The organism is Pseudopedobacter sp. (genome assembly GCF_040392825.1).
In the GTDB taxonomy this organism is placed as follows: domain Bacteria; phylum Bacteroidota; class Bacteroidia; order Sphingobacteriales; family Sphingobacteriaceae; genus Pseudopedobacter.
The window spans coordinates 1-10865 of the sequence record NZ_JBEBVH010000129.1 but is presented as its reverse complement, the minus strand read 5'-3'; the positions used below and the strand labels follow the sequence as shown (position 1 = coordinate 10865).

9 protein-coding genes are annotated in these 10865 nt (G+C 35.0%); 2 read left to right on the top strand and 7 right to left on the bottom strand.

The window, feature by feature from the left end; all coding sequences use genetic code 11:
* Positions 1-598 (bottom strand): ribonucleotide-diphosphate reductase subunit beta (locus ABWO41_RS10450; protein WP_353137431.1); only part of this gene is annotated, 598 nt, incomplete at its 3' end.
* Between the two features lie 640 nt (positions 599-1238).
* On the opposite strand from ABWO41_RS10450, the gene ABWO41_RS10445 reads away from it, so the two are divergent.
* Positions 1239-1808 carry a 2'-5' RNA ligase family protein gene (locus ABWO41_RS10445; protein WP_353137429.1) on the top strand — a complete coding sequence of 190 codons (570 nt, stop codon included), beginning with the start codon at positions 1239-1241 and terminating at the stop codon, positions 1806-1808.
* Positions 1809-1869: 61 nt separating this feature from the next.
* Entirely contained in the window at positions 1870-2211 is a 342-nt protein-coding gene (locus ABWO41_RS10440; protein WP_353137427.1) for a HopJ type III effector protein, read from the top strand.
* A gap of 107 nt (positions 2212-2318) precedes the next feature.
* On the opposite strand, the gene ABWO41_RS10435 is transcribed toward ABWO41_RS10440, so the two are convergent.
* The 6 genes from ABWO41_RS10435 to ABWO41_RS10410 all read right to left on the bottom strand — a co-directional run.
* Positions 2319-3293: a polyprenyl synthetase family protein gene (locus tag ABWO41_RS10435; RefSeq protein WP_353137425.1), complete on the bottom strand. Its 975-nt coding sequence runs from the start codon at positions 3291-3293 to the stop codon at positions 2319-2321.
* Between the two features lie 42 nt (positions 3294-3335).
* Entirely contained in the window at positions 3336-5453 is a 2118-nt protein-coding gene (gene rnr, locus ABWO41_RS10430) for a ribonuclease R (protein WP_353137422.1), read from the bottom strand.
* Between the two features lie 113 nt (positions 5454-5566).
* The gene (gene murA, locus ABWO41_RS10425; protein ID WP_353137433.1) at positions 5567-6871 is read right to left on the bottom strand and encodes a UDP-N-acetylglucosamine 1-carboxyvinyltransferase; all 1305 of its coding nucleotides are present in this window, start codon (positions 6869-6871) and stop codon (positions 5567-5569) included.
* Positions 6872-6877: 6 nt separating this feature from the next.
* Positions 6878-7567 carry a DUF4290 domain-containing protein gene (locus tag ABWO41_RS10420; protein ID WP_353137420.1) on the bottom strand — a complete coding sequence of 230 codons (690 nt, stop codon included), beginning with the start codon at positions 7565-7567 and terminating at the stop codon, positions 6878-6880.
* 152 nt (positions 7568-7719) lie between these two features.
* Entirely contained in the window at positions 7720-10020 is a 2301-nt protein-coding gene (locus ABWO41_RS10415; protein ID WP_353137418.1) for an ATP-dependent helicase, read from the bottom strand.
* A gap of 74 nt (positions 10021-10094) precedes the next feature.
* Positions 10095-10865: histidine kinase dimerization/phospho-acceptor domain-containing protein (locus tag ABWO41_RS10410; protein WP_353137416.1), on the bottom strand; the 771-nt coding region annotated here is incomplete at its 5' end.

The window sequence follows — 10865 nt, the reverse complement described above, 5'->3', positions numbered from 1 at the left end:
TAGCGTGAATTTGTTCGTCTACAGAAGTCCAAGCGATGATATTGCTTACATTTTTCATTACTCCCTGAAAACGGGTAAACGATAAGATAATAGCAAACTGACTGAATAACGAGACGTTTTCTATTAAGATCGTAAATAGTATAAGCGATTTAATATAAGCTTTCTTATCGTCAGATTTGGTGTCCTTTAATGCATTCGTTAAATATGCAATCCTTTTTTTGATAACCGGAATTTCAATTACTTTTTCGAATTCGTTGTTATAACCCAATACTTCCAATAATCTGGAATAAGCTTCTGAATGCCTGAATTCACATTCTGCAAATGTACTTCCTAATCCGTTAAACTCTGGCTTTGGCAGGTGATTGTATAAATTACCCCAAAAAGATTTAACGTTCACCTCGATCTGAGCGATGGCTAATAAACTTCTTTTGATGCTCTCTTTTTCATTGACAGACAAATGAGAATGGAAGTCTTGAGTATCTGCAGTGAAATCTATCTCTGAGTGCACCCAAAAAGATTTATTAATAGCATTAGTAAAGTCCAGTACTTCTGGATACTCGAACGGTTTGTAATTAATTCGTTTATCAAAAATGCCCATAATATGTTTTATTAAATTTTAAATCAATCTTAAACAATAAGCGTAATTACAACTTCACAAATCAGAGATTAAAATTACTCCTTACGTAATTCCATCATAGGCAGACTTTCGACCGATAGGCTAGTAGTTTTTTACTTCTAATAGCCTTCTAAGTTCACAGTTATGAATGGTAAAAATTACTCTTTGTGATGTGTTGATACAAATGTATCTAATTAAATAATGGAAGAGGAGGGAGAGGGTTTAGATGTTATACACATTTCCCAATATTTTATTCACAATGGCTTTTAAATGCTTGTTAAGGTGGTTTTTTGTGTGAAAAAGTTTATAATGATTTTACATTGGGCTCTTGTTTTATTAGTCAATATTGCAGATGTATTTTATAACTTGTTGAGGCTTATATGTATTGAAAAATTAAAGGATAATTTTGAAATATTATTGAAAAATGACAAAGCTGTTTTTGCACTCATTAGAATGGAATTTTTCATTCGTTATGAATTTTTTTTAGCGTTATTGACCATACTTTTCTGCTCAAAAAAGCGTGAAATTTAATCTGAATAATAGGTGGATGTATGCTTGTTTTAGAGATTTTAATTTAAATGCTTAATTTTATGTGTTTTATGGACTGAAATTGTTTGAAGCCATGGAAAAATATTCGTTAGCAATCAGACCAAGTGATGAAATCGTTTTTAAAGTAAAACAAGTTAAGAGTTTGCTGCGAGAGGAGTCAAGAACGTTTTTTCGGAGTCAGAATTCAGAAGCCCATATCAGCATCTTTGAATATGAAGTAGGAGAACGGCAGGGGAGGGTTATTGCTAATACTTTTTCAAGACTGGTACCATCTTTAAGGCCTTTTGTAATTAATTACAAAGGATTTAATCATTTTCAAAACGGAGATTATTATACTTTTTATATTCAGTTAAATGCTTTAGCTTCAAACATTATCAGAGAATATGCCTCTATTATCAAGAAAGAATGCCGATTTAGTTTAAAGAACAGATGTTCTATTCCACATATGTCTGTAGGCCGGCATCTAAACCAAAATCAGTTAAATATAGCGTATGGCCTCTTTAAATCATTCGAGCAAACCGATTTTTGTAATTCTTTTGTATTGAGGAAATTTAATCCTCTACGCAAACAATATGATATTATAGCAAATATGCCCTTGTTGGGAACAGATAATTCGAAGGGGCAGCTAAATTTATTTAGCTAGTTTCACACCGGTTATATAAAATGTTATAAGTTTGCATCTTTATAGAATTCATATATAGATAATGAAAGATAAAATAGCAAGCTTAATAGAAGGCTTAAAAAGCGGAAAAAGTAAATTTGCAGATGTGATAGCTTTTATAGAGAGCTATTATAACCATACTCCTACAGCGTTTAAAAACGGAGAAGCTTATAATGAAGCCAACCAGAATCAGGGAAGTGCAAAAGTTTTTTCTTTTGCTAAACTTAATGGATTGTCTGAAAAGGATACTTTGTGGTTGTTTGCTGAACATTATCAATCTGTTTTAGATACTCCTGAAGCAGCTGATCATCAAAATATAAGACAATTTATGGCTAATGGATGGGCAGGAATAACTTTTGAAGGGGAAGCTCTGAATATAAAATAAGAATTGTGAAAAATTAGTTTATCTGACTCAAGTTTCCTTCAAATCAGGAAACTTGAGTAATAAAATTTGCATTTGGTACTAAAGCAGCCTATTTTACAGCTTTATAGTTATTTGTCCCGCATTATGAGATGAGTAGCGAAATCTTTCAAAATCAATTTTCTATCGTCAGCTACATTAATTTTATCCAGGCACTCTAATGCATCATTTGCATAATCCATCATTTTTTTATGGGCAATTTCCTTAATGTTTAAGGCATTGTATATAGCAGTAACTCTGCTCACTTTTTCTTCAGCTGCAATTTTCTGGTCAATTAACAATCGTTCTAATTCCAGTTTCAGATGATCTTTAGCTAACTCTAAAGATTTAATCAACAAAAATGTCTTTTTATTAGATATGATATCTCCACCAACTTGTTTTCCAAATTTTTCAGGATCTCCATATACATCTAAAATATCGTCTTGTAGCTGAAAAGCAATACCCAGTTTAGTACCAAACTCATTAATAAGCTGCTGATTGATAGTAGTAGAACCAGCAATAATAGCCCCAATCTGCAAGGATCCACCCAGTAAAACTGCGGTTTTTAATTTAATCATTTCGATATAATCTGAAATAGAAACAGAACTTTCTTTTTCAAAATTCATATCCATTTGTTGCCCTTCGCACACTTCGGTAGCTACTTTATTAAAAACATGAATTACCTGCGGGAGTATTTCTGCATCGACATGAGTTATAAGCTTATAGGCTTCAATAAGCATGATGTCTCCAGAAAGGATAGCGGTTTCGTCATTCCATCTGGCATGCACAGTTGGTTTTCCCCTGCGCAAAGGAGCTTTATCCATAATATCATCATGCATTAAGGAAAAGTTATGGAAGAACTCAATGGCCATTGCCGGTTTTATGGCCTTTTCTACATCGCCTTCAAAGAGATCAGCTGCGAGCAGCACCAGAGCAGGTCTTAAACGCTTTCCGCCTAAACCTAACAGATATGAAACGGGTTCATATAAATTCCTTGGCGAAGAAGGATAGGGATAATTGTTAATTCCTTGATCTAATAGCTGCTGTAATTCTGATATCTGATACATCTAAACAATGGTATTGAGCGGGCGAATTTAAAAAACTTCCTGTTAATCGGGAATTAATGTAAAATCTATCTGCCTTTTGCTTAAATCTACACGTTTTACTTTAATATCTACTTCATCGCCCAATTGGTAGACTTTCTTTTTCCGTTGACCGATGATACAGTAATTTTTCTCGTCCAGTGTATAAAAATCATCAGAAATATCTCTTAAACGAATCATGCCTTCGCATTTATTTTCTTCTATTTCTACATACATACCCCATTCTGTGACTCCAGAAACAATACCTTTATACACTTGTCCGACGTTGTCCTGAAGATATTCCGCCTGTTTATATTTTATAGAGGCCCGCTCAGCATCGGCAGCTTTTTTCTCCATTTGTGATGAATGGACAGCCATTTTTTCGTAATGCTCTGCATTGGCATTATCACCATGGTGCAGATAATGTTCTAAAAGGCGATGCACCATTACATCCGGATACCGTCTGATAGGGGAGGTGAAATGCGTGTAAAAGTCAAACGCTAAACCATAATGACTGCTGCTTTTTGTTGTGTAAATAGCTTTTGCCATAGAGCGGATAGCTAATTGGGTAAGTATATTTTGCTCTTTTTTGCCTTCAACATCAGACATTAACCTATTTAGGGAACGGGAAATTTCTCTGTCTGATTTTGTAGAGATTCTATATCCGAATCTGGAAGCAAACTGAGAGAAGGTATTTAAAGTTTCTATATTCGGAGAATCGTGAGCTCTGTACACAAAAGTTAACTTGTGTTTTCCTTTTCCCTTTTTAGAAATAAACTCAGCCACTTTTCTGTTGGCCAGTAGCATGAAATCCTCTATTAGCTTATGAGCATCTTTTCTTTCTTTTACATAAACACCTATAGGCTTTCCGTTTTCGTCTAATTTGAATTTGACTTCTGTAGATTCGAAATTAATGGCACCTTGTTTAAAACGTTTATCTCTTAAAATATAGGCCAGTTTATTTAATGTCAGAATCTCTTCTGCATATTCTCCACCGCCATTTTCTATTATCTCCTGAGCCTCTTCGTAAGTAAACCTTTTATTTGAATTGATAACGGTTTTCCCATACCATTCATCCAGTATTTGGGCATTTTCATTTATTTCGAAAACCGAAGAAAAACAAAGCTTGTCTTCTAAAGGACGCAAAGAGCATAAGTTATTGGAAAGTCTTTCGGGAAGCATAGGGATTACCCGGTCAACTAAATAAACCGATGTCCCTCTGTCGTATGCTTCCTTGTCTAAAGGAGATTCTGGTTGAACATAGTGGGAAACATCGGCGATATGAACTCCTATTTCAAAGTTTCCATTTTCCAGTTTCTTGAAAGATATGGCGTCGTCAAAATCCTTTGCATCGAAGGGGTCGATAGTAAAAGTAATCGTATCTCTGAAATCTCTTCTTTTCTTAATTTCTTCAGGAGAGATCGTGTCGGGAATGCTATTGGCTTCTTCTTCTACTTCTGGCGGAAAATTTAAAGGAAATCCATATTCTGCCAGAATAGCATTCATCTCGGTGTCGTTTTCGCCCTCTTTACCTAATACATGTTTAATGATACCGACAGGATTTTTTGCATCTTCTGGCCAGTCTACGATTCTGGCTAAAGCTTTGACACCATTTTTTGCACCATTTAAATCTTCTAAAGGGATAAAGATGTCATATAACATCTTTCTGTCATCAGGAATAAAGAAAGCATAATGTTGGGAAACTTTTACAATACCGGTAAACTCGAATTTTGCCCTGGTTATTATTTCTACCACTTCACCCTCTTTTCTTTTTCCTTTTTTGCTGGCATAAACGTATATTTTTACATAATCGCCATGCAAAGCTCTTCTAAGCTTTCTTGGTGCTATATATATGTCGTTTTCAAAGGTGTCGTCCGGGATAAGGTATGCCGAGCCGTCGTTAGCTAAATCGATAGTTCCATTAACAAATGTTTTGACTTCTTTAAGTTGATATTTTCCTTTTTCTTTTTCAACAAAAATTCCGTCTAAGGTATCGTCTTTTAATATCGATAAAACAGATTTTTTAGATTCGGGATCGACAACATTTAACCTTGCGGCTACTTGTTTATAATTTAAAGCTTTATTACCATTCTTTTCGAAGATATTGATAATGAGCTCTGTTAATATATGTTTGATGTTTGCCATTTTCTTATTATGGTTTTAAATAAACTAACCAAAATAATTTAGCTAGGTTTCGAAAAAATAAAAATAACGTTAATAAAAACAAAAAACTCCCCGTTTTGCCGGAGAGTCTTCTGTTAGATTCTTCTGATATCGGCACCAAGCGCCCTTAATCGGGTATCTATATCCTGATAGCCTCTTTCTATTTGTTCTATGTTATAGATAACAGATTTTCCCGAAGCCGATAAGGCTGCAATTAATAAAGAAACACCAGCTCTGATATCAGGCGAGGTCATTTCTATACCTTTCAAGTTGTATTTCTTATCGAGTCCGATAACTGTTGCTCTGTGTGGGTCGCACAAAATGATCTGAGCACCCATATCAATTAATTTATCAACAAAAAATAACCTGCTTTCGAACATTTTCTGATGGATAAGTACAGATCCTTTCGCCTGTGTGGCTACAACCAATACAATGGAAAGTAAATCTGGTGTAAAACCAGGCCATGGCGCATCGGAAACGGTTAGAATAGAGCCATCAATAAAGGTATCTATTTCGTAGTTTTCCTGAGCAGGAATATAAAGATCGTCACCTTTCAGCTCCATTTTAATTCCTAATCTGGCAAAAACACTGGGAATTATTCCTAATTCTTTGTAGCAGACATCTTTAATAGTGATTTCGGAACCTGTCATAGCTGCTAAACCAATGAAAGATCCTATTTCAATCATATCAGGAAGCATTCTATGTGTAGTTCCGCTTAAAGATTCAACTCCCTCAATAGTTAACAGGTTAGAACCAATTCCGGAAATTTTAGCTCCCATACGATTCAGCATTTTACAAAGTTGCTGAAGGTACGGTTCGCAAGCAGCATTGTATATAGTAGTTGTTCCTTTTGCTAAAACCGCAGCCATTACAATGTTGGCAGTTCCGGTTACAGATGCTTCATCTAATAAAATATAAGTACCTTTTAGTTCGGTAGCATCTACATTGAAGAAATTAGTATCCGGATTATAAACGAATTTAGCACCTAATTTTTCGAAACCAAGGAAATGTGTGTCCAGTCTTCTTCTTCCAATCTTGTCGCCTCCCGGTTTAGGAATAGCTGCTTTGCCAAAACGAGCCAATAGCGGACCTACAATCATGATTGATCCTCTTAAACTCCCGCCTTTGGCCTTAAAAGTTTGAGACTGAAAGAATTCCAGATTGATGTTTTTTGCTGTGAATTCGTAAGTATCTTTGCTTAAACGGTTAATTTCTACCCCCAGATCACCTAAAAGTTCTATTAGCTTATTGACATCTTTGATGTCTGGGATATTGCTGATAGTTACTTTTTCTGGTGTAAGCAATACAGCAGAGAGAATTTGTAATGCTTCGTTTTTAGCGCCCTGAGGTATAATTTCTCCTTTTAGAGGTTTTCCTCCACGGATCTCAAATGCATTCATCATTTTCTAATTTCTTTTATTCTTCTGGCGATTTTTGCCGTTCTGGTTGTTCTGCTTAAAATTACGGTTGTTGTTTGATTTTTGATTGTTACGGGAACCTCCGTTGCTAGAGTTTTGACTGCTGGTCTGTTTGGTGTCTATCTTTTGTAAGACAACATTACTCAAATCTAATTCTCTATTAGAAAGGTCTGCCAAGTCAGATAGAATCTGCTCATCGTTCACGTAATCTTTATTCCATAAAACATAAGCCATTTTCATAAAGTTGGCAATTGAATTTACCATGTGCTGTTTCTTTTCAGGATCGGTAACTTCTTTAGCTTTCTTTATCATCATTTCTATGGTATGGCCATAGTGTTTGTATTTTATTCGGCTTTGAGGGTATTCCAACCGCTCTGGCTTAATATTTATATTTTCTTTTGCCAGAATAGGATAAGGAGAGTCAACATCAATCTGGAAACCCGAGATAATATGTAAATGATCCCACAATTTGTGTTTGAAATCAGGAACATCCCTTAAGTGTGGGTTTAAAAAACCCATCATGTCTATAACCACCTGGGCATATTTATTTCGCTCTTCTTTGGTAGGTAATGTGCAAATGTACTCTACCATATTTTGAACGTTTCTCCCGTATTCTGCAAGAATTAATTTTTTACGCGAAGTGTTGTAATCGAATACTTCTGTGTTTGTATTGTTCATTTTGAAACTGTTAAAAAGCGCAATAGTATTTTGGCTCTTTCTTTAATTGTCTTTTTTTATGTTAGGTATAGTTTTAAATATACGGTTTCCCAAAGGCTTAGCAAAAATAAACAAAGCATTTACAAGTTAAACACTTCTGTCAAAATTTTTACTTAATTTCTAACTATCCGCAATTTGGCAAATTTAAGCAACAATTGTTTTTGTCCAATTTCTTTAAAGAAAATGGTGGCTTTTATATCTGGTTTATTACCTTCTAAGTTAATTACCTTGCCAAAACCAAATCTTTCATGTTCTACAATTTCTCCGACTTGTAAATTGGAAGTGTCTTCTGGTTTGAAGCCAGCAGTAGGAACATGCGCTTTAGAAAGCAAAGATGTAGTTTTTACTTTTTGTGTCGCTGGTTTTGGCTTAGAAAATACATCGGCACCTTTAGTTGCTTCAGCAGTTTTTGATTTCCATAGAGTTCGCTCGCCTTCGAAAGAGGAAGGGTTAGAACTAAACGATTTTTTAGGCAGTTCTATCTCTAAATATCTGGGGTCTATTTCGTCTAAAAAGCGAGAGGGTTCGGAATTAACCAGTGTACCAAATTTAAATCTGGAAGTAGCGTAACTGATGTGTAGTTTTTTCTCTGCCCGGGTTACGGCCACATAAAATAACCTGCGTTCTTCTTCCAGATCTGCCCTGGAATTTAATGACATCTGGCTAGGGAAGAGGTTTTCTTCTAAACCAACTACGTACACCTGATTAAATTCCAGACCTTTAGATGAGTGTATAGTCATTAAAGAAACCGTGTCTTTATCTTCTGCTTTTTCGTTATCGTCGTTGGTAAGCAAAGCTACATCTTCCATGAAAACGTTCAGACTGCGATCTTCAATATCTTCTCTTTCAGAAAACTCTTTTATACCATTTAATAATTCCTGAATGTTTTCGTAACGGGCTAAGCCTTCAACAGATTTATCTTCGTAAAGATCTTTTAAAAGTCCAGAGTGTTGTGCTATATGTAAAGCTGCATCGTAAGCTATGTTGTTTTTAGCTGTTGCTGCAAAGCTTTGGATGGTAGTTGCAAAATTGCTTACTGCTGTTGCGGCTCTACTGTCTAAAAACTGAAATGCATCAGATGCTATTTCAAAAAGTGTTTTTCCATTCTGATCTGCAGCAAGAATGATTTTGTCTATTGTTGTTTTGCCAATGCCCCTTGCCGGATAATTTATAATTCTTTTGAAAGCTTCTTCATCGTTATTATTGAAAGTTAGCCTGAAATAAGCAATTAAGTCTTTAATTTCCTTTCTTTGGTAGAAAGACATACCGCCGTAGATTTTATACGGTACGTTCGATTTTCTCAAAGCTTCTTCCATAGATCTGGATTGGGCGTTTGTTCTGTACAGAACAGCAAAATCATTCCAGTTTAAAGATTTTTCACTCCTTTCCTGTAAAATAGATTCTGCTACACTTTTCCCTTCTTCGTTGTCAGAATAAGATCTGGTTATTTTGATTTTATCACCTTCGTCATTATCAGAAAATACATTTTTCTCTAATTGATTGGCGTTATTTTTAATAATGCTATTGGCTACGTTTACTATGTTCTGCGTAGAGCGGTAGTTTTGCTCCAATTTGAAAACCTTAACCTCAGGATAATCTTTTTGAAAGTTAAGTATATTCTGAATGTTTGCTCCTCTGAAACCGTAGATACTCTGCGCATCATCGCCGACAACACAAAGGTTATAATTTACAGCTGCTAGTTTTTTAACAATCAGGTACTGGGAGAAGTTAGTGTCCTGATACTCGTCAACCATTAAGTACTTAAACTTATGTTGGTATTTATGCAGTACATCCGGATGCTCTTTTAGCAATACATTGGTTTTGAAAAGTAAATCGTCAAAATCCATGGCTCCGGCTTTGAAGCATCTTGCTGTATAAGTAGCATATATTTTCCCTAGCTGACCCCGGCCCGTAGAAAAATCATCGGCCTGAATTTGCTCGTTTTGTAGATATTCTGCAGATGAAATCAGATTGTTTTTCGCCATGGATATTCTGCCGTAAACAAAATTGGGGTTGTACAACTTATCGTCCAGATTCATCTCTTTTAATATGGCTCTTAACAGACTTTTACTGTCATCCGTATCATAGATGGTAAAGTTATTAGGATAACCTATTTTATTGGCTTCAACACGAAGAATTTTTGCGAAGATGGAGTGGAAGGTTCCCATCCATATATTTTTAGCCTCGGCACCAACAACTTTAGTAATACGTTCACGCATTTCTTTCGCTGCCTTATTGGTGAACGTAAGTACCAAAATTTGAAACGGATCTACACCTTTTTGTATAAGATGAGCTACTCTATATGTAATTACCCTTGTTTTTCCAGAACCCGCACCAGCAACAATCATAACCGGACCTTCTGTTTGTTCAACAGCTTGTCTTTGCGACGGATTTAACCCTTTTAAATAATCCAAAATCAGTATGCGTTTTTAAATCGCTAAATTAAGAATGATTAATAAATATTTAGTCATATGTGAATAAAGAAAAGCTATTTGTCTTCTTTATTTAAGCCTTTGCGACTTGCATCATGCAAAGCAATATTGATGTCCATAATTTGAGAATCAATATCATCTACACATTTTTTCATTTGTTTAATGTATTCCCGCTCATTAATCAGTTCATCTTCGGCCAGCATAATTAAACCTTTTAATGTTGCCACCGGACCTCTGATTTGATGAGATAGGTGAGAGGAATATTCTGATAATTTTTGATTTTTACTGATGAGATCTTTAGTCCTTTCTGCAATGATATCTTCTAATTTCAGATTCATTTTATTAAGATTTTCTTTTTGGACAGATATCTCTTCGTTTAGTTTTTGCAGTCGGATATTATTGCGTTCGGCCTTTCTTTTGCTTTTATTAAGAATTACTATTACAGCTATACACAAAGCAGCTACAATAACAGCAAAAAACATAACTATTGTATGTTTTTCCCGCTTTTCAAGCTGTAGTTTATATTCTTGCTCTTTTTCCAAGGATTTTTGTTGTTCCTCATGCAAGCTTAAAATATTACTTACATTTTCGTTATAATAAATGCTATCTCTTGAATGTACTAATTCCAGGTTTTCCAACGCAGTTTTATAATTACCTTGTTTTTTTTCTAATGCATATTTGGTTAAAGTGAAATCGTAAATTAATTTTTCATCGAGGAGTTCTTTTGCCAAAGCAGTGCCTTGTTTAATATATTTTTCAGCTTCTTTATAATCATATAGTGCAATACTAGCATCGGATAAGCCAAGATATATACTCGATAGGCTATT